At 53.0% G+C, this 19391-nt stretch carries 17 protein-coding genes; 5 read left to right on the top strand and 12 right to left on the bottom strand.

The window, feature by feature from the left end; genetic code table 11:
• Nucleotides 1–2: 2 nt before the first annotated feature.
• Genes mutL through C5610_RS01160 form a run of 4 tightly spaced genes read right to left on the bottom strand, consistent with a single transcriptional unit; the run spans nucleotide 3 to nucleotide 5064 of the window.
• Nucleotides 3–1739: a DNA mismatch repair endonuclease MutL gene (mutL, locus tag C5610_RS01175; protein WP_105305506.1), complete on the bottom strand. Its 1737-nt coding sequence runs from the start codon at nucleotides 1737–1739 to the stop codon at nucleotides 3–5.
• The gene (locus C5610_RS01170; RefSeq protein WP_105305505.1) at nucleotides 1739–3076 is read right to left on the bottom strand and encodes an N-acetylmuramoyl-L-alanine amidase; all 1338 of its coding nucleotides are present in this window, start codon (nucleotides 3074–3076) and stop codon (nucleotides 1739–1741) included. Before C5610_RS01170 ends, mutL begins: the two co-directional genes overlap by 1 nt.
• Entirely contained in the window at nucleotides 3073–3528 is a 456-nt protein-coding gene (gene tsaE, locus C5610_RS01165) for a tRNA (adenosine(37)-N6)-threonylcarbamoyltransferase complex ATPase subunit type 1 TsaE (RefSeq protein WP_105305504.1), read from the bottom strand. Before tsaE ends, C5610_RS01170 begins: the two co-directional genes overlap by 4 nt.
• A gap of 18 nt (nucleotides 3529–3546) precedes the next feature.
• The gene (locus tag C5610_RS01160) at nucleotides 3547–5064 is read right to left on the bottom strand and encodes an NAD(P)H-hydrate dehydratase (RefSeq protein WP_105305503.1); all 1518 of its coding nucleotides are present in this window, start codon (nucleotides 5062–5064) and stop codon (nucleotides 3547–3549) included.
• Between the two features lie 25 nt (nucleotides 5065–5089).
• Here C5610_RS01160 and queG point away from each other — a divergent pair, with 25 nt between their 5' ends.
• Nucleotides 5090–6229, top strand: a complete 1140-nt coding sequence (queG, locus tag C5610_RS01155) for a tRNA epoxyqueuosine(34) reductase QueG (protein WP_105305502.1) — start codon at nucleotides 5090–5092, stop codon at nucleotides 6227–6229.
• Between the two features lie 9 nt (nucleotides 6230–6238).
• Here queG and C5610_RS01150 read toward each other — a convergent pair whose 3' ends face one another.
• Nucleotides 6239–6442 carry a YheV family putative zinc ribbon protein gene (locus C5610_RS01150; protein WP_105305501.1) on the bottom strand — a complete coding sequence of 68 codons (204 nt, stop codon included), beginning with the start codon at nucleotides 6440–6442 and terminating at the stop codon, nucleotides 6239–6241.
• Between the two features lie 80 nt (nucleotides 6443–6522).
• On the opposite strand from C5610_RS01150, the gene C5610_RS01145 reads away from it, so the two are divergent.
• The 3 genes from C5610_RS01145 to C5610_RS01135 are packed head-to-tail and all read left to right on the top strand — an operon-like array spanning nucleotide 6523 to nucleotide 9673.
• Nucleotides 6523–8445: an ATP-binding cassette domain-containing protein gene (locus C5610_RS01145; protein ID WP_105305500.1), complete on the top strand. Its 1923-nt coding sequence runs from the start codon at nucleotides 6523–6525 to the stop codon at nucleotides 8443–8445.
• Entirely contained in the window at nucleotides 8442–9431 is a 990-nt protein-coding gene (locus C5610_RS01140) for a hydrolase (protein WP_105305499.1), read from the top strand. The genes C5610_RS01145 and C5610_RS01140 overlap by 4 nt, the downstream gene beginning before the upstream one ends.
• A complete protein-coding gene (locus C5610_RS01135) occupies nucleotides 9431–9673 on the top strand; it encodes a YheU family protein (protein WP_105305498.1) in 243 nt (80 codons plus the stop codon). The genes C5610_RS01140 and C5610_RS01135 overlap by 1 nt, the downstream gene beginning before the upstream one ends.
• Here C5610_RS01135 and cysQ read toward each other — a convergent pair.
• Nucleotides 9645–10457 carry a 3'(2'),5'-bisphosphate nucleotidase CysQ gene (gene cysQ, locus C5610_RS01130; protein ID WP_105305497.1) on the bottom strand — a complete coding sequence of 271 codons (813 nt, stop codon included), beginning with the start codon at nucleotides 10455–10457 and terminating at the stop codon, nucleotides 9645–9647. The two genes, C5610_RS01135 and cysQ, sit on opposite strands and share 29 nt — an antisense overlap.
• A gap of 4 nt (nucleotides 10458–10461) precedes the next feature.
• Complete coding sequence (gene nudE / locus C5610_RS01125; protein ID WP_105305496.1) at nucleotides 10462–11010, bottom strand: ADP compounds hydrolase NudE; 549 nt, start codon at nucleotides 11008–11010, stop codon at nucleotides 10462–10464.
• Between the two features lie 156 nt (nucleotides 11011–11166).
• On the opposite strand from nudE, the gene sthA reads away from it, so the two are divergent.
• Nucleotides 11167–12576, top strand: coding sequence for a Si-specific NAD(P)(+) transhydrogenase (sthA, locus tag C5610_RS01120; protein WP_105305495.1), 1410 nt, complete (start codon nucleotides 11167–11169; stop codon nucleotides 12574–12576).
• On the opposite strand, the gene envZ is transcribed toward sthA, so the two are convergent.
• The 5 genes from envZ to C5610_RS01095 all read right to left on the bottom strand — a co-directional run bounded on the left by envZ (nucleotide 12573) and on the right by C5610_RS01095 (nucleotide 19367).
• On the bottom strand, nucleotides 12573–13880 hold the full coding sequence (gene envZ, locus C5610_RS01115) for a two-component system sensor histidine kinase EnvZ (protein WP_105305494.1): 1308 nt from the start codon (nucleotides 13878–13880) through the stop codon (nucleotides 12573–12575). The genes sthA and envZ overlap by 4 nt on opposite strands.
• Nucleotides 13881–14606 carry a two-component system response regulator OmpR gene (gene ompR / locus C5610_RS01110; RefSeq protein ID WP_105305493.1) on the bottom strand — a complete coding sequence of 242 codons (726 nt, stop codon included), beginning with the start codon at nucleotides 14604–14606 and terminating at the stop codon, nucleotides 13881–13883.
• 96 nt (nucleotides 14607–14702) lie between these two features.
• Nucleotides 14703–15128, bottom strand: a complete 426-nt coding sequence (locus C5610_RS01105) for a potassium channel family protein (protein ID WP_105305492.1) — start codon at nucleotides 15126–15128, stop codon at nucleotides 14703–14705.
• Nucleotides 15125–18337, bottom strand: a complete 3213-nt coding sequence (locus tag C5610_RS01100; protein WP_105305491.1) for an efflux RND transporter permease subunit — start codon at nucleotides 18335–18337, stop codon at nucleotides 15125–15127. Before C5610_RS01100 ends, C5610_RS01105 begins: the two co-directional genes overlap by 4 nt.
• Nucleotides 18330–19367, bottom strand: coding sequence for an efflux RND transporter periplasmic adaptor subunit (locus C5610_RS01095; RefSeq protein ID WP_105305490.1), 1038 nt, complete (start codon nucleotides 19365–19367; stop codon nucleotides 18330–18332). The genes C5610_RS01100 and C5610_RS01095 overlap by 8 nt, the downstream gene beginning before the upstream one ends.
• Nucleotides 19368–19391: the final 24 nt, after the last annotated feature.

Raw genomic sequence — 19391 nt, 5'->3', positions numbered from 1 at the left:
GCTTACTCAGTTGCTGCCGCGGGCGGCTCCAGATCATACACCAATCCGCGATCAGCGCCCAACTGCTGTTGCCATTGATTGAGCCAGTACTCAGCCTGAGTTAACGAATAGCTCTCGTTGAGTCCGCGCATGGCAAGCCAAGCAGCCAGTTGCTCCAGTTGCTGGGTTTCCAGAACGGTGCGGATGAGACCAACACAATGATGCGCAACATTGCCCTGCCGTAACATCGAGGGCACGGTATCGACCACTAAACGAGACCCCTTTAATCGATAATTCAGGCCACAGCGATTGAGGGTATCGGCCTGCTCCAGCACCTGTTGAGGACTAATGCCAAACTGTTTCAGATCAACGCTCACCTCGACCAATAACGGTTGACCACTCAAGCCCTGCTGCAATTGCTGCTGTAACTGCCTGGTCAACACCTTTCGTTGCGTCGTTTGTAAATCCAGCCAGGCCACCTGCTCGTCATCCTTCATTAGTAACCAACGTTGCCTAACCACCGTTAACGCGCGCCAACTTGGCGTTTTCTCAACAACAGCAGCCGGCTCCGATTCGTCCCGCGGACGGACAACGGCGGCGGCATTTGGCAAAACACTCGGTCCTGCACGATACCCCGACAAACGCTCATTTAATGCGGACGTCTTGGTCTGGTAGCCATGTGCTGGCTTAGCATCCCCCGATGGCTGCGGCCTTGCGGCTTGTGCCTGTGGTGGTGTCTGATCCGCTGATTGCTGAGGTTGTTGACTGAGTGCGTTGGCAACCGCCTGCATGATAAAGTCATGTACCTGCCGCTGTTGATGGAACCTGACTTCGTGCTTGGCCGGATGAACATTAACGTCCACTTGCTGTGGCGGCAAGCAAAAATAGAGCACGTACGTCGGAACACGTTCCGGCAATAAATAGCGTTCGTAAGCCTGACGAATAGCATGACTCAGTAATTTGTCTTTCATCATGCGGCCGTTAACAAAACAATACTGAATATCAGCCTGATGCCGGCAGGCCTCCGCCGGTGCAATCCAGCCACTCAGTTGATAGGGTTCGGCGTTGGCTGATATTGCCAGTGCACTATCCGCAAAGCCTGCACCACAAACCTTCGCCACCCGTCGCCGTTGGCTGTTTTCGTCGGTCGCTTTGACGCGCGGGTAATGGCGTACCCGCTTACCCTGGTGGTTCAGTGTGATGTCGACATCAAAGCGGCTCAGAGCGATGCGCTTGAGCGTTTCGTCGATGTGCGCAAATTCGGTTTTTTCCGTGCGCAGGAACTTACGCCGCGCCGGCGTATTGAAGAAAATATCCTGAATATCGATGCTGGTACCGTCAGGGTGGGCCGCTGGCTCGATTTGTACCGCCATATCGCGACCGGCGGTCCAGGCTTGCCAGGCTTCGCTTTGCTGTGCCGGTTTAGAGGTTAACCTGAGCCGCGAAACCGAGCTAATACTGGCTAAGGCTTCCCCTCGAAAGCCGAGGCTTTGAATCGCCTCTAAATCATCTAAAGAGGCAATCTTACTGGTTGCATGGCGGCTCAGCGCCAACGCCAGCTCGTCTTTACTGATGCCACAGCCATTATCCCGAATCCGTATGCGTTTGATGCCGCCATTTTCGACATCAATCACCAGCTGGTCGGCGCCGGCATCTAACGAATTCTCGACCAGCTCTTTGACCACCGATGCCGGGCGCTCGACCACTTCACCGGCGGCGATCTGGTTAGCAAGCTCGATAGGAAGTTGGCGAATCGGCATCAGCGGCTCGGGATGGTCAGTTTTTGGCCGACTTGCAGCACCGAACTTTTCAGGTTGTTCTCGCGTTTGATCGCCGCCACAGTGGTGCCGTAACGCTCAGCAATCAGTGACAAGGCGTCCCCCGACTTCACCGTATATTCGATGGTGCCGTGATTGGCCAGGTAGGTGTTATCTAATGGGTTATTGACAAAATATTGTCGAATGCCGTTATAAATTGCACGCGCCAGTTTCTGCTGATGGCCGTTACTGTTCAGCAGACGTTCCTCATGAGGGTTAGAGATAAATCCGGTTTCCACCAGTAACGACGGTTTATCCGGCGATTTCAACACCGCAAAGCTGGCTGCCTGAGGCTTGCTTTTGTGCATTTTTGTGATGCGACTCATCTCGTCAATAATGTAACGAGAGGCCGAATACGCGCCGGCAATCGAACTGTCCATCGACATATCCAACAGCGTTTGCGCCAAAAACGGTTCATGCCCGGTATCACGAATAATGGTTTCCGCACCACCGAGCAGTTCCGATTTGCGCTCGGTGCCTTCCAACCAGCGACCCACTTCAGAATCCGCCCGCCGCTTCGACAGCACCCACACCGAGGCACCGCGCGGCTGTGGCGTACGGAACGCATCCGCATGAATTGACACGAAAAAATCGGCTTTTGCCTGCCACGCCTTTTGAGGGCGCAGGTTCAAATCAACATAGTAGTCGCCGGAACGAATTAAATAGGCCTGCATACCAGGATCGTCATTAATCATGCTGGCCAGTGCGCGTGCGATTTTTAGTACCACAGTTTTTTCGTAGGTACCGCTTGGACCAATTGAACCAGGGTCATCACCGCCGTGTCCGGCATCGATAGCGATGGTTACTTTACGATCCTTTAATTCAGCGATGGACTTGGCCGGGCCACTGCGCTCCGCTGACTTGCCCGGCAAATCAACGACTAAGCGGTCCGGATAGGATTCGTTCGCCGGCAACGGGAAAATTTGCGGTTCGCTCTTGGCCGCTAACTCAATCACTATGCGCGTGTCATTGTTATTTTTTGGGGTACTGGTACGAATGAGATCGACCAGCAAAGAATCTTCCCCCAGCTCGTCCAGCGACGTCTTAAGGCTGGTGTTACTAAAATCGATAACCAATCGTAAAGGGTCGCTACCGTACAGTGTAAAGTAGCTGTAGTCCGGCGCCTTCTTTAAGTCAAAGACAATCCGAGTTTTATCAGGCGACGGCCATACCCTGATACTTTCAATGCTGTTCTGGGCAGCGGCTAACGCCGGTGCCAAAGTAAGTATCAGCACCAGCGCAGATTGCCACACATTCCCGAAAATACGACGGTAATTCATAATTGTTGTAATAACGCTTCTGCGTCTTTATTTTTAGCGTCCAAAATAATGCGACGACCCTGCTCATAATAGCTTAGCGTGATTTCAATATCGGCTTGCGGAAGCCATCCTTCACCACGCTCAGGCCATTCGATCAGATTCAGCGTGTCATTGGCGAAGTAATCCCGAATCCCCATGTATTCGAGTTCCTCCGGATCCGCCAACCGGTACAAATCAAAGTGGTGCACTCGCCAGTTATTGAGCTGGTAGGGCTCAACTAAGGTGTAGGTCGGACTTTTTACCGCCCCTTGATGCCCCAAGCGGTTAATGATGCCGCGGCAAAACGTTGTTTTGCCAGCACCCAAATCGCCGTGTAAATAAATCACCACAGGCTGTTTTATCGCTTCGGCAAAACGCGCGGCGAAAGCCAGTGTGTCCTGTTCGTTTGCTAAATCTCGTTGAAGCCGTGTCACTGCGTATCCTATCAATAATTATTCGAGCGGCAGGCCGTTCACCAGGCGCCGTAACGGTAACAACAAATCGGTCGCCAGCGTGCCGCGTTCACCATCCTTTCCGGCCTCTTCACCCGCCACTGCATGCCAATAGGCACCTGCAACGAGTGCCTGCGCCGGTGCCAATTTCTGCGCCAGCAGTGAGCCAATCAAACCGGCCAGACAATCTCCCATGCCGCCGCTTGCCAGCGCTGGACTACCACGGCCGATGACGAAATTACCACGTTCAGAGCTGATCAGGCTACCCGCCCCTTTCAGCAGCACCTGGCCCCCAAACCGTTGGCGAAGTGATTCGACCGCGCTAAACCGATCTTGTTCCACGTCCTTTGCCGAGCTTTGCAATAAACGTCCTGCTTCACCGGGATGGGGGGTTAACACAAAACGATCCGAGCGTTGTGGCGATTGCGCCAGCAAATTCAGCCCGTCCGCGTCAACCACTTTGACATTATTATTGCCATTAATGACTTCGTTAAAACAGGCTTTGGCCCATTCGCTCTGACCAAGGCCCGGTCCAATCACCACCACCGTTGCCTGAGCCAGCAGCGGCTTCAATGCATCACTTGCATGGATACCATGAACCATCGCCTCGGGCTGCGCCGCGGCAATCACTCCGACATTATCCGGGTGACAGGCAACCGATACTTTGCCTGCGCCGGTGCGCAACGCGGTTTTCATTGCCAATATCACAGCACCGGGCATACCTTCGCCCCCGCCAACGACCAGCACATGACCAAAGTCACCTTTATGGGCATTCACCCGTCGTTTACCGAGCCAGTCATAATAGTTGTCACAACCTGCCAGCTTCCAATCGGCTTTATTCGCGTTGAAGAACGCCTCGCCGACACCCAAATCAGCGAGCTGCAGTTGCCCCACAAAAGCCGGTGCTTCACCCGTGTAGAGTCCGCGCTTGATTGCGACCATGGTAACGGTCAGCGTTGCCTTAATGGCTGCCCCCAATACGGCACCGGTATCAGCATCAATACCAGACGGAATATCCACCGCCAGTACCGGCAGCCCGGATTGATTAACATCACGCGTCCAGCGTAATAACCGACCTTCCAGCGGCCGACTCAAGCCAATGCCAAACACCGCGTCAACCACAATATCAAACTGCGTTGCCTCAAATTCGTCAAACCGGTGTTCTTGCTGACCTAGGTCGCGCCAGGCCTGACGCGCGTGTTGTGCATCATTGCTGGTAACCTGTTGCAGCTCTGCATCCGGCTTAAGCGCGAACACGCTTACCCGGTAGCCCTGCTGCTGTGCCAGGCGCGCTACCACATAGCCGTCGCCGCCATTATTGCCTTCCCCGCAAAATACCGCAACTCGGGCTCCTTGGTGGCACTGTTGCTGTAACTGCTGGAACACGGCTTTCCCGGCTGCGGCCATCAATGCACGCATGCTCAAACCGCTGCGCTCAGCCGCCTGCTGTTCCCCTTCACGTACCTGTTCTGCACGGTAAAGACTTTGTGATAAACTTACTGTTGCCGTTTCTGACATTATTGCCCCCAAAAGCGAGTAAGTCATGCCCAAGCAGCCGCTCACCGAACAACAACTGGCCCAACTGGCGACCGACATAAAACGTTGGGGCGCTGAACTCGGTTTTCAAAAAGTCGGTATTGCGGACTTAGACCTGAGTCGTCATGAAGCTAGCTTACAAGACTGGCTGGATAAAGGCTATCATGGCGAAATGGAGTTTATGGAACGGCACGGTATGCTCAGAGCACGCCCAGCTGAGTTGCACCCGGGTTCCGTGCGGGCCATTTCGGTACGGATGAATTACCTGCCCGTAGAAGCGGGCTTTGCGAAAACGCTTAACGACTCCAACAAAGCCTTTATCTCTCGCTATGCACTAGGCCGCGACTACCATAAGCTGATGCGCAAACGGCTGAAACAGCTGGGTGATAAAATTAAGGCCGCATTCGATGGCACCGATTTTCGTCCATTTGTCGATTCGGCACCGATCATGGAGCGTCCTTTGGCCGAAAAAGCCGGGCTTGGCTGGACCGGTAAGCACACACTGATCCTCGATCGAGACAGTGGCTCATGGTTTTTTCTTGGTGAGTTACTGATTAACTTACCGCTACCGGTCGACCAACCGGTGGAGGAAGGCTGCGGCAGTTGCACCGCCTGTATAACCATTTGCCCGACCCAGGCCATCGTCGGGCCTTATGAGCTGGATGCGCGCCGTTGTATTTCCTATTTAACCATCGAGTTACGCGGCGCGATTCCGGAACACCTGCGACCACTGATCGGTAACCGCATTTATGGTTGCGACGACTGCCAGCTGATTTGTCCGTGGAACCGCTATGCCCAGCTTACCGACGAGGCCGACTTCAACCCCCGCCAGTATTTACATAGCCCTGAATTACTTACCCTGTGGCAATGGGACGAACAAACCTTTCTGGAGCGGCTGGAAGGCTCACCGATTCGCCGGATTGGTTTTGACTGCTGGTTGCGCAACCTTGCTGTGGCACTTGGAAACGCCAACGCCGATGTCACCATTATTGAAGCATTGGAACAACGTAGTGGTGAAGTCAGCGACATGGTTCAGGAGCACATCGACTGGGCACTGGAGCGCCAACGTAGTGGTGTGGCAAAAACCACACAACAGTTAAAACGGCTGGTAAGAGCGGTCGAAAAAGGGTTACCCCGCGACGCCTGATGGCGCAGCTTATTCTGGTTTAAATACCCCGATGACCTGATCAAATTGACGTTGACTGCCGCCGCCTTGCTCCTTCGGTTCGCTGAAGCGATGCTTACATTCGACACACTCAACCTGTTCGACGTCGTTCTCGAGGAATAGCATGAGCGTATCCATCGCCTTGCATTTGGGGCAGGTTGCCCCTGCGATAAAGCGTTTTTTCTGTCGTGCCACAATGACTCCTGTGTCAGCTATCCGCGAAAATGGTAGACTGTGCCTATTCTACCTTAACGTAGGCAAACGATAAACAGACCATGATCACAGCCGAAAACCTCGCCTTGTTGAGAGGCGGTAGTACTCTGTTTGAAGACAGCAGCTTTCAAATATTTCCACAGCATCGCGTTGGCCTGGTCGGCAAAAACGGCTGTGGCAAATCATCGTTATTTGCCCTGTTAAGAGGCGAACTACAAGCCGATGAAGGGCAACTGCATGTACCGGCAAAATGGCGTTTTGCCAGCGTTGCCCAGGACACACCGGCGCTTGAGCAAAGCGCATTAAGCTACGTGATCGATGGTGATCGCCCGTTTCGTCAATTACAGGCCGAGTTGGCACAGGCCGAGACCGCCGAAGACGGCCACCGCATGGCTGAGTTGCACGATCAGTTGGCGGCCATTGGGTCCTTTGATATCGAGGCTCGCGCCAGCGCGATGTTGGCCGGACTTGGTTTTGGACAGGAGCAGTTGCAGAATCCGGTCAAGGCGTTCTCCGGCGGCTGGCGAATGCGTCTTAATCTGGCGCAAGCATTGATGGCGCGGGCTGACCTGTTGTTGCTGGATGAGCCAACCAACCACCTGGACGTCGACGCCATTTTCTGGCTTGAAGACTATCTGAAACAGTTTTCCGGCACACTGATTTTGATTTCTCACGACCGCGACTTCCTTGATCAGGTGTGTACTGACATACTGCATATCGAGCATCAGCGGGTTAACGCTTATCGCGGGAATTACAGTCAGTTTGAAGCTCAGCGCGCGGAACAACTGGCGCAACAACAGAGCCAATACGAAAAAGCTCAGGTGATGCGTCAACATCTGCAAAGTTATGTCGACCGTTTCCGCTATAAAGCCAGCAAAGCCAAGCAGGCCCAGAGCCGCTTAAAAGCTATCGAAAAACTGCCGACGCAGGCACCGCTGCGAGCGCAGTCAGACATCCAGTTCCGCTTTTTAGAGCCACCGCAACTGCCTAACCCCTTAATGACCCTACGCGACGCCCAGGCAGGTTACGATGAAACGGTTGTACTTCACTCTATCAAGCTCAATTTAGTCCCCGGCACACGGCTTGGCCTGCTCGGCCGCAATGGCGCCGGTAAATCAACCTTAATTAAGCTGCTGGCCGGCGAGCTTCCGCCTTTAGGTGGTGAGCGCGTTGTCAGTCAGGGGCTGAGAATCGGTTACTTTGCCCAGCATCAATTAGAAACGTTAGACATGCAGGCCTCTGCACTGTTACACCTGCAGCGTTTAGATCGCCATGCCACAGAGCAGCAGTTACGCGACTTCCTCGGAAAGTTTGGTTTTTCCGGGGACGATGCGACACGCGCGGTTGAACCTATGTCAGGCGGCGAAAAAGCGCGCCTGGCACTGGCCATTATTATTTATCAAAAACCCAACCTGCTGTTGCTTGATGAGCCAACCAACCACCTTGATTTGAGTTTGCGCGATACGCTGGTTGATGCATTACAGGACTATCAGGGCGCACTGATCGTTGTGGCTCACGATCGCCATTTGTTACGCACCACCGTTGATGAATTCTGTCTGGTTGCCGGCGGTCAGGTACAGCCGTTTGATGGCGACCTCGACGATTACCATCGCTGGCTGCAGGAACAGGCCAGTGCCAGTAAGAGTAAGTCGGCTCCGGCGGCCGGTCAGCGGCAGGCGCCGGACCGTAAAGAGCAGAAACGCCGGGAAGCGCAATTCCGACAACAGGTTGCACCGCTGAAAAAGCGGATTGAACAGCGCGAGGCCGAAATCAGCCAGTTGGAACAACAGCTTGAGCAGTTGCATGAACAACTCAGTGATGCCAGTTTGTATGATGACGCGAACAAAGCCCAACTGCAGGATTTACTGCAGCAGCAGACAGCGACCAAACAACAGCTGGAACAAGCCGAGGCGGACTGGATGGCCGCCGAGGAAGAGTTGGCCGAACACCAGCAACACTTTGCCGACAGTCACGATACAATATGAACAGCGCGAGCTTTGTTGCCCCATTCGGGCTGAGCAACCGTCACCTGCAAACACTGACGCCGCGAATTCTGTTTAAGCCGCGCCAATGGTCAGGACATTGGCAGCCGTTTGAGCTCGCTGACGGTGACTTCGTCGACCTGTGCTGGCGACGGCCACCCGATCGCCGCAGCTCAAAACCAATCTTGTTGTTGTTTCATGGTCTGGAGGGCTCCGTTGACTCGCCTTATATTTGGCAAACCATGGAACTCGCTGACGCACTGGGCTGGCAAACCTTGGTAATGCATTTTCGTGGCTGCGGCAAGTCGGGCCTGAACCGTCTCCCCCGCGCCTATCACTCTGGCGATATCGGCGACGCCAGCGCGGTCATTGATTGGTTACAACAACGTTTTGGCAACGCGCGTCTATTGACCGCCGGCTTCAGTCTTGGCGGCAACATGCTGGCACAGTTACTGGCCAACTCCGTTAGCCAACATCTGCAAGCGGCCGCAATTGCCTGTGCACCATTGGATTTACACAGTTGCTCAGAACGCATTGATCGCGGATTATCGCGGATTTATCGGCGCTACCTGCTGACACCGCTCAAACAAAAATTTCGCCTAAAGCGTGAACAAGGCATTATTGCAGACGACCACCCACTGGCGAATGTCGATACCACGCCGATGCAGAGCTTTTTTGAGTTTGATAATGACATCACAGCGCCGCTGCATGGGTTTAAAAACGTTGATGATTATTATCACCGCGCCAGCGGACGGCAGTTCTTAGCCCATATCACTACTCCGACTCTGATTATCCATGCCCATGACGACCCTTTTATGGGCGCTGCGGTTGTGCCGACGGCAAAAGAGTTGTCTGCCGCCGTGACCTACGAAGTTAGCCATCATGGTGGTCACATGGGCTTTGTTGAACGCAAATACGGACGCTGGCAAAGCTGGCTTCCACAGCGCTTGATTGGTTTCTTACAGCATCAACTAATGGAGGCACGCTAATGCGAATTCCATGGCAGGAATTAGACCCAAAGACATTAAATAACCTATTGGAGTCGGTGGTACTGCGCGAAGGCACCGATTACGGCGAGCAGGAACTGAGTTTCGCTGCCAAGGTTGAACAATTACGCCATAAGCTTAAATCCGGCGAAGCCGTTATTGTTTACTCCGAACTGCACGAAAGCGTGGATATTGTCGATCCACAACAAGTGAGCGCTAACGAAAACGGGGCTGACGAGCAATAAATACGCTCTGCCAATCGACCCTTGGGTCGCCCAATACCAGAAAGTTGGGGTTCAACAGACTAACGGTCTGATTGTACGTGATAGGCTCAAAGTTTTCGTTGACGATGGTGCCGCCGGCCTCACTAACAATCACTTGTGCGGCGGCGGTGTCCCACTCGCCGGTCGGACCAAGCCGCAGGAAACAGTCGGCTTTTCCTTCGGCGATAAAACAGGCTTTTAACGAACAACTGCCAGCGGGTAATGGCTGCAACTCGCGATCCGTTTGAATGCGGCTGAGCACCGGAGCGCGTGGCTGGCGACGACTGATTGCGATGATGATGGGATCGGACTGAGGATCATCGAGCGCCCGCACCCGAATTTGCTGACTGCCTGCCGTCGTGGTTTTATAAGCGCCTTCACCGCGTTTGGCAGCATACAGACTGTTACCCGCCGGCCAAAAAATCACCCCAAGCGTGGGCTGATTATCTTCCACCAGCGCGATGTTCACGGCAAAATCACCCGATCGGGAAATAAATTCTTGAGTGCCGTCAATCGGGTCGATCAAAAAATAACGCTGCCAACCACGTCGCTGTTGATAACTTTCATGTTCGCTTTCTTCCGACAATACCGGAATATCAGGATACACCTGCTGCAGACGGTCAATGATGAGTTCACTTGCTGCCATATCGGCACTGGTAACCGGCGATTCATCCGGCTTTTGATAGGTGGAATAGTCGCGCCGTTCGTACAACTGCATAATACGTTCGCCCGCTTCCCGGGCAATACCAGCAAGGGTATCCAGCATGTGTTTACCGTCCTTTATTTCGCAACATCAGCAACAGTGCGGTCAAGCTGCGCGCTTCGCTAAAATCCGGTTGCGCCAGCAGCTTCTCGACCTCGTTAATGTTCCACGGCACTTTTTCCAGCGGCTCGGGTTCATCTCCCGGCAACGCTTCGGAGTACAAGTCTTCAGCCACAAATAAGGTCATCTTAGCCTGAAAAAATTGCGGCGCCATGGTGACCTCGGTCAAGCGCTGTAAGGACCGACAGCCGTAGCCAATTTCCTCTTTGAGTTCTCGTTGTGCCGCCTGCTCGGGGGTCTCGCCCGGATCAATCAAGCCTTTAGGGAAGCCCAATTGATACTCGTGCAGCCCGGCAGCATACTCCCGCACTAAGATCATGGTTTCATCATCGATAAACGGCACCACCATCACCGCACCTCGGCCACTACCTTGCATACGTTCAAACTGTCGTTGTTCGCCGTTACTAAAACGCAAGTCCACCGCTTCGATTTTTAACAGTCGGCTTTGCGCGACGACTTTCCGTGCCAATACCTTAGGAACTTGTCGAGATGCCATAATGCGTTACTACCATGATGAATATCAGCTTCTACTATAACGCCTCTGCAGACAGAAAACAGTAGCAATTAAGACTTAGATCTATGTGCTGATGACGTTACCCTGAGGCAATGCTAATCTATCAGCAATTTTCGTAAAATCGGCTGGAGAAGTTCTGTGGGTAAAAAAGTTGCCACTGAAACCAATTTTGATGTTGTTGTTATCGGTACCGGTCCGGGCGGCGAAGGTGCTGCGATGCAACTGGCAAAAAACGGTAAGAAAGTTGCTGTTGTTGAACGCCACCAGTCCATTGGCGGTGGCTGCACGCACTGGGGAACCATCCCGTCGAAGGCGCTCCGTCATGCGGTCAGTCGCCTGATTGAGTACAACAATAACCCGCTGTTTACCGGTACTGGCTGGCAAAGTGGCATGACCTTTTCGCAGATTTTGCATTATGCCTCAGGCGTTATTCGTAAACAGGTTAAACTGCGCAGTTCGTTTTATCAGCGCAACGACGTTACCGTGATTCACGGCTCAGCCTCGTTCGTTGACGCCAACCGCATCAAAGTCACCAAAAATGACGGCTCCTTTGACTACCTTAATGTTGAGCAAGTGGTGATTGCCACAGGCTCTCGTCCATACCACCCCGGCGACATTGATTTTAAGCACCCACGCATCTACGACTCAGATACCGTGCTCTCGCTGGATAAGGATCCCAAAAACATTCTCATCTACGGAGCCGGTGTTATTGGTAGCGAATACGCCAGTATCTTTCGTGGTATGGGTGTTAAAGTCGATCTGATTAACCAACGCGATCGGCTGCTGTCGTTTCTGGATGCTGAGATTTCCGATGCGCTCAGTTACCACCTGCGTAACAATGGTGTGGTGATCCGTCACAACGAAGAATATGAAAGCATTACCGGCCATGACGACGGCGTTACGCTGAAAACCAAGTCGGGCAAAATCATGAAAGCCGATTGCTTATTATTCGCCAACGGCCGATCCGGTAATATTGAAGCGCTGAATTGCGATGCCGTCGGTCTTAAACCGAATCATCGTGGACAACTCGAAGTGGATCAAAATTATCGCACGGGCGTCGACAATATTTATGCCGTGGGCGACATCATTGGTTATCCAAGTCTCGCCAGCGCCGCCTATGATCAAGGACGCATCTGCGCCACCGCTATTCTTAATGGCCGTTGCGATGAAGAGCTTATCAGTGATATTCCAACCGGCATCTACACCATTCCGGAAATCAGTTCCGTCGGTAAGACGGAAGAGGAACTGACCGCGGCCAAAGTGCCTTATGAAGTTGGCCGGGCGCAATTCAAGCATCTGGCTCGTGCACAAATTTCGGGTAACAATGTGGGTTGTTTAAAGCTACTGTTCCACCGCGATACCCGAGAACTGCTGGGTCTGCATTGCTTCGGTGAACGGGCCTCGGAAATTATTCACATCGGACAGGCGATCATGGAACAGAAAAACGGGGGTAACAGCATCGACTACTTTGTTAATACCACCTTCAACTACCCGACCATGGCCGAGGCCTATCGTGTTGCCGCGCTAAACGGCATCAATCGACTTTAACTACGTTGAGGTAACTGAACGGTAACTTTAAGACCTTTACCCGGCACATTCTCCATGTCGATAGTGCCGTCATGGCGGTCAACAATGCGTTTGATGATCGCCAGCCCCAACCCCGAGCCGACGCCGCCGCGCGCTTTATCACCCTGAGTGAACGGTTGGAATAACTGCTGTTGCTGTTCCGGCGGGATGCCGGGACCATCATCGGTAACAGAAAACCAAACCTGACGGCGTTTCTTGTTGTAGCCCGATTCGATCCAAACATTGGCATTACCATACCGCTCAGCGTTCTCGAGCAGATTGATAACCACGCGCTTGATCGACAACGGCCGCAACTGGATACGCGGACAACGGCCTAAATTAACGTGAAATTGTTTCTGCCAGGAATCCGGAACGTTAGCCACGGTTTGTTCCAGCAACTCGTTCAATGACTCTTTGCTGGAGTTTTCCTGCTGATCCAACCGAACATAATCGATGAATTGGTCAATAATGTCATTCATGTCATCGATATCTTCAGCGATCCCCTGCGCCAGGTAATCCTCGGACTCAGGCATCATTTCCGCCGCCAGGCGAATCCGCGTCAGTGGTGTACGCAAATCATGGGAAACCCCGGCCATTAATAAGTTGCGGTCATTTTCCAATTCCTGAATGCCGCGCGACATACGATTAAACGCCCGTGTTACCGCCACGATTTCACTGGCGCCCCGCTCCGGCAACTGCGACGGAAATTCACCGCGACCAACCTGCTTGGCCGACTCTTCCAGCGCTTTTAACGGCCGGTTCAACCAGTTCGCGAAGAGGATGCCGCCGACCACACTGAGGATACCGATCACCAGCAAATAAATGACCAACGGAGAAAACTGCCCCGACGTGAGGCTGTTAAGCGGCACCCGAATCCAGTAGTCAGGTGCCTGCGGAGGTTTTACCCAGACAAAAAACTCCTCTCCCTGAGCAATCCGAACTTCCGCTTCGCCGCCCAGTTCCGCTGACATGATTTCCGACAAATAACCGTAGTAAGTGGTTAAGCGAAGTCCCTCTTCCTGCGCTTTTTCATCGTCAAATACCCGAATACCCGTTGCCTCGTAGAACGCCACCGCAAGCGACTGTTCCGTCTGTCGTTCAGGAAGTGTCGTCTCACGAATGAACATGGTTTTTATTTGCTTGGCAACCAGCTGCGTGATCTGCTCAACCGAGGGTTTGACGACGTAGTTGCTCACCATCAGATAGGACACGACCTGATTCAGTAAGAGCACCAACGCCAACAATCCGACGGTTCGGGCAAACGCTGATTTAGGAAAAAGTGTCATTTAACTTTTTAATCGGCCGTCTGGCACAAACACATAACCCAGACCCCACACCGTCTGAATATAACGGGGCTTGGCAGGGTCCGCTTCCAGCATACGACGCAGACGCGAAACCTGGACATCAATCGACCGCTCGAGTGCACTGTAATCACGACCGCGGGCCAGATTCATGAGTTTGTCCCGTGACAAGGGCTCACGCGGATGAGTGACCAATGCTTTTAGCACCGCAAACTCGCCACTGGTGAGTGGCATTGGCGTATCACCATCAAACATTTCACGTGTTCCGAGGTTGAGGCGATAAGTGCCAAAGGTGACCTCTTCGTCGTCCTGACTGGGTGCTCCCGGAGCCTCATTACCACGACGGCGCAACACGGCACGGATACGGGCCAGTAGTTCACGGGGATTAAAGGGTTTGGCAAGGTAATCGTCGGCACCGAGTTCGAGCCCGATAATACGATCAACCTCGTCGCCTTTGGCCGTTAACATAATAACCGGAATGGTATTATTGTTTTGCCGCAAGCGTTTACAGATAGATAGGCCGTCCTCACCCGGTAACATCAGATCCAGCACCATCAGATGGAAATTTTCCCGGGTTAACAGGCGATCCATTTGTTCAGCGTTTTGTGCTACACGAACCTGGAATCCCTGTTCGTTCAAATAGCGTTCTAATAAACTGCGCAGGCGGGCGTCGTCATCTACTACCAGAACCTTTAGGGTTTCTTGTGTCATGGTATTTTTCTCGGTCTTGGTATTTTGGTTATTAACATACACTCAGAAAAACGGATTAAGAAGCCTTTGAGTGTTAACAAATGTGTCCACTGGCTTTTATAAATCCGTCCAGTAACGCGTCATTTTTACGTATAAAAAGGACGCCGTCCAGGTAATCAATACCAGCCCGGTCAGGCTTTCAATGCCGGTTAGAAAGCGTAACTCGCCCTGCGGATAAATATCACCGAAACCAACCGTGGTATAGACCGTGAAGGAAAAATACAAACTGTCGAGGAAACTGCCGTCAAAAGCACCGTGCAAGGTGCCAAAATCAGGGTGGTGATGCATAAAATAATAAGCCAGTGCAAAAATGGCCGCCTCACAGCTGTGGACGATAAGTGCCAGCAACACGGCGATGCCGATGCGAAACTGCGCCAACACCCGCCACTTGTGAAAGACCAAACCAATTTGCCGTAGCGCTTCATAGTGAAACGCCACGACCAGCAACACCACCAGACTGTTGGCAAGAAACGATATGATCACGAGCGTTTACTGTCCGCTAAAAAGTTATACAACCCGTAATACAATAGAGGAACGACAATCACCGTCAACACCGTTGACGCCGCCAGACCGAAAATCAACGAAATCGCCAGCCCGTTGAAAATCGGATCCGCAAGGATAAAATAGGCACCAATCATCGCCGATACCGCCGTCAGCACGATCGGTTTTAAGCGCACAGCGCCGGCGAGTACCACGGCATCTTCCAGTGAATAGCCCTCTTCCATCAGTTGCCGAATAAAGACCACCAACAGTATCGAGTTCCGCACGATAATGCCGGCCAATGCAATCATGCCGATCATCGATGTTGCGGTAAATTCTTTACCCAGCAACCAATGGCCGGGCAAAATCCCAACCAAGGTCAGCGGTATTGGCGACATGATGATCAATGGCATCAAATAGGAGCGGAATTGCGCGACCAACAACACGAAAATCATGAAAATCCCGACGCTGTAAGCGAGTCCCATATCACGGAACGTCTCGTAGGTAATCTGCCACTCACCATCCCATTTAATCGCCACGGGCCCGGTTGCCTCAGGCTGATTAATGAAAAACTGTTGCGGTGGATTATCCAGTTCATCAATCAGTGATACCAGTTGGAACATGCCGTAAATCGGAGAATCGGTCTCGCCCGCCATATTAGCCTGTACATAAGTGACGGGCTTTAAATCCTTATGATAACGGCTGCGTGGCCAGCGATCGGTATCGATACTGGCGATGGTCGACAACGGGATCATCGACCCATCCTGCGCCCGCACTTGTAACGACAAGATCTGTTGTTGCTGAGCTTTCGCACCGTCATTGAGTTGCACCAGGATGGGTACCGCGTACTTTGCGGTATCCTTATGCAGATAACCGGCCGGCTGCGCATTGACCAGCAAACTGAGGGTTTGCGTCACTTGTGACTGTGATACACCCAACTGCGCCGCTCGTTGCCGGTCAACGGTCAAAAACCAACGTGCTACTTCATCGGTGGTGCTCGAGTCGGCATCAACCAAGCCGTTTACCTGGCCTATTTTTTCCAGCAGTGTTTCCGCCAGTTCAATTTGCTGTTGACTGGTACCGCCATAGATTTCCGCAACCAACGGCGCCAGTACCGGTGGCCCCGGCGGCACCTCGACCACCTTGATACTCGCACCAAAGGGCTCAGCAATCGCGGTTAACTCTGCACGAATAGCCCGGGCAATATCATGAGACGAACGCGTTCTGCTCTCCTTGTCCTTCAAGTTGACCTGCAGATCACCCTGATTAGGTTGGCTACGTAAGTAATATTGCCGCACCAGACCATTGAAGTTAATCGGTGATGCGGTGCCGGCATAAGCCTGCCAGTTCGCAACGTCATCGACGGTCGACAGGTAGTTGCCCATCGCCACCTGTAAGCGCTGGGTCTCCTCCATCGCTGCGTCATCCGGCATATCGACGACAATCTGCAGTTCAGATTTATTATCAAAGGGCAGCATTTTCAAAATCACACCCTGTCTGACTGGCAGCAACATCACCAGCAGTAACAGCGCCAGCACGGCGGCGCCGAATAATGCCCGCCGTAACCGCCGTTGCTGGCCTAACAACGGCCGCAGCAATTTTTCAAACAGCTGCTTTAACGCCGGCGAAGTACCCGCGGCAGAATCACTGGCATCATCACTGTCTTTGCCCCGCTCACGATTCAACATACGTAGCGCCAGCCAAGGCGCAACAATAAATGCCATCAACTGGGAAAACAGCATACCGGCAGAAGCATTAATCGGGATAGGGCTCATATAAGGCCCCATTAAGCCACTGACAAAGGCCATCGGTAGCAACGCCGCAATGATGGTTAAAGTCGCCATAATGGTCGGTGACCCGACCTCATCCACGGCCCGCGGAATCACCTCCGGCAAGGGTTTGGTGGAATTACGCACGCGCCGGTGAATGTTCTCAGTAATAACAATACCGTCGTCCACCAAAATACCGATGGAAAAAATCAACGCAAACAGCGACACACGGTTTAAGGTAAATCCCCAGAACCAGCTGAACACCAGGGTAAACAGCAGTGTTACCAGCACCGCGACACCGACAATAACCGCCTGACGCCAGCCCATCGTGAGTAACACCAAAATGATCACCGAGAGGGTGGCAGAAATCAGGTCGGACACCAGTTGTTCGAACTTTTCCGTCGCCGTTTCGCCATAATCGCGGGTTATGCTCACTTCAACATCGGCCGGCAATAGCTGGTTTTGTAAATCCACCAGTTTCGCCCGCACCGCATTGGTAATATCAATGGCGTTTTCACCTGGCTTTTTCGCTATCGCAAGGGTCACTGCCGGATAAATAGCTGTGTCGCCGTCAAGTCCGCCCATCAATACCGACTGTTCGTTGGCGCTGCCACTGTCTTCAATCTCAGCAATATCGGCAAAGAAAATCGGCCTACCCTCAACCGTGCCAACCACCAAGTTACGGACGTCTTCGACGCTGGCAAGGAATGCTCCAGCCTGAAATGGAATGGACAGTCCCTGATCGGTAATACGTGACTCGGGCGCTGCAAGATTGGCGCTCTCAATCGCCTGTTGAATATCCAGCACCGTCAACCCATAACCGGCCAGCTTACTGGCCTCAAGGCGTGCATTAACGTGCTGCCCGGCAGCACCATAGGTTCTAATATCGCGCGTTCCGGGTATCTGTTTAAGAGCTATCTCCAGCCGGTGTGCCAGCGCCGTTAACTGTTCAGCGCTGGTCAGTTGGTCACGGTTATAAAGCGTTACCGTCATGATCGGCACATCATCAATGCTACGCGGCTTCACCACCGGTTGCATGACCCCTAACCCCTGCGGAAACCAATCGGCATTCGATTGGATTTTATTGTACAACCTTACCAGCGCTTGCTGACGTGGAACACCAACCTCAAATTGAACGGTCAGAACCGCCTGCCCGGCTCGCGACACCGAATAAACGTGTTCAATGTCAGACATTTCGCTCAGAATTTGCTCACCGGGAATGGCTATCAGCTGTTCGACCTGCTGCGCCGAGGCACCAGGGAAGCCAACCAATACGTCAGCCATAGTGACATCAATTTGTGGTTCTTCTTCCTTCGGCGTGATGATGACCGCGACGATACCCATCACCAGACCCAGTAGACAGATGAGCGGTGTCAGCTCTGAATGCTGAAAAACTCTCGCGATAATACCGGAGGGGCCAAGCGGCTTTTCTGTATTACTCATTCAGTAACGCCTCCGCCTGCACTGCAATCTGCTCACCGGCATTTAAGCCCGCCAGGATTTCAACCTCACCATTGTGTTGGCGTCCCAGCCGCACTTGCCGAAGCTGTGCTTGCCCTTGCTCATTTTTCACATAGACTGCCCGCAGTTCGCCGCGTATGAGCACTGCTGAGGAGGGAATCAGTAATGCGGACTTCTCGCCGACGGCCACTCTCACCGTCACCAGCATACCCGGGAACAGGGTGCCGTTAGGATCCGTCAGGTTGAGCCGCAACCGGAAAGTATGCGACGCCTCATCGGCGTAGGGGTAGAAAATCATCGACGCAATCCCCAGTGCGCGACCGTCGTCGGTAATGACTTCCGCGCCGCGATTGTCGCGAACGTACTGAGCATATCGTTGTGGTAAGTCAGTAATCACTCGCAAGTGCTCGAGGGATAATCCGCTGATGAGGGGTTGTCCCGGCTGTACCGACTCGCCAAGCTCAACAAAACGTTCGGTGACAATACCGGCATAAGGCGCACGCACTTCGGTATAGCTCAGTTGTTTGCTGGCTTCTTCGGCAACGGCCTGCGCTTCGGCGACCGCCGCCTCGGCCGTTTCTAACTGAGTCTGGGCATCATCCAGTTCGGACTGAGAGGCTACTTCCTGTTCATAGAGATCTCGTATCCGGTTAAACCGACGACGAGCGTCATTAAGCGTTGCCTCGGCACTCTCTAAATTCGCTTCGGCACGATGTACGCGAGCTTGTTGCTCGGTATCGTCAAGTCGTACAATCAACTCGTTCGCCTGCACCGCATCGTCCACATCCACCGGTAGCTCAATCACCGTACCGGCGGTCTGAGCCGAAACCGTGCTCTGCTGCACTGCCTCAATTTTCCCATCAAGCGCTAAGGTCTCGGTTATCTGCCGGTGCTCAGCGGTTATCCACTGCTGCGCCAATAGCGAGGGAGACGCGATAAACGAGAAAACAATCAGTAAAACCTGAAACCCGGAGTGAAGTCGATTTGAACAACCAAAAGCCGTCGTATCCATGGTGTTTGCCCTAACAATATGCTT

This window comes from Idiomarina sp. OT37-5b (assembly GCF_002968395.1).
Classification (GTDB): Bacteria; Pseudomonadota; Gammaproteobacteria; order Enterobacterales; family Alteromonadaceae; genus Idiomarina; species Idiomarina aquatica.
Note: the sequence above shows the minus strand (reverse complement) of the source record. Positions and strands in the feature narration are given on the sequence as shown.